Annotated in this window: 1 rRNA gene; it reads left to right on the top strand. The window is 52.2% G+C overall.

Going from position 1 to position 947, the window contains the following annotated elements:
- Positions 1-947, top strand: a 23S ribosomal RNA gene (locus tag KQJ18_RS24140); the annotation flags it as partial.

A 947-nucleotide genomic window follows, 5' to 3' on the forward strand; every position in this document is an offset into this window, starting at 1 on the left:
GTGATGACGAGGCACTACGGTGCTGAAGTGACAAATGCCCTGCTTCCAGGAAAAGCCTCTAAGCATCAGGTAACACGAAATCGTACCCCAAACCGACACAGGTGGTCAGGTAGAGAATACCAAGGCGCTTGAGAGAACTCGGGTGAAGGAACTAGGCAAAATGGTGCCGTAACTTCGGGAGAAGGCACGCTGATATGTAGGTGAAGTGATTTACTCATGGAGCTGAAATCAGTCGAAGATACCAGCTGGCTGCAACTGTTTATTAAAAACACAGCACTGTGCAAACACGAAAGTGGACGTATACGGTGTGACGCCTGCCCGGTGCCGGAAGGTTAATTGATGGGGTTATCCGTAAGGAGAAGCTCTTGATCGAAGCCCCGGTAAACGGCGGCCGTAACTATAACGGTCCTAAGGTAGCGAAATTCCTTGTCGGGTAAGTTCCGACCTGCACGAATGGCGTAATGATGGCCAGGCTGTCTCCACCCGAGACTCAGTGAAATTGAACTCGCTGTGAAGATGCAGTGTACCCGCGGCAAGACGGAAAGACCCCGTGAACCTTTACTATAGCTTGACACTGAACACTGGTCCTTGATGTGTAGGATAGGTGGGAGGCTTTGAAGTGTGGACGCCAGTCTGCATGGAGCCGTCCTTGAAATACCACCCTTTAATGGCTGGTGTTCTAACGTGGGCCCGTAATCCGGGTTGCGGACAGTGTCTGGTGGGTAGTTTGACTGGGGCGGTCTCCTCCCAAAGAGTAACGGAGGAGCACGAAGGTTAGCTAATCCTGGTCGGACATCAGGAGGTTAGTGCAAAGGCATAAGCTAGCTTGACTGCGAGAGTGACGGCTCGAGCAGGTGCGAAAGCAGGTCTTAGTGATCCGGTGGTTCTGAATGGAAGGGCCATCGCTCAACGGATAAAAGGTACTCCGGGGATAACAGGCTGATACC

Source organism: Citrobacter sp. S55_ASV_140 (assembly GCF_018919505.1).
In the GTDB taxonomy this organism is placed as follows: domain Bacteria; phylum Pseudomonadota; class Gammaproteobacteria; order Enterobacterales; family Enterobacteriaceae; genus Citrobacter; species Citrobacter werkmanii.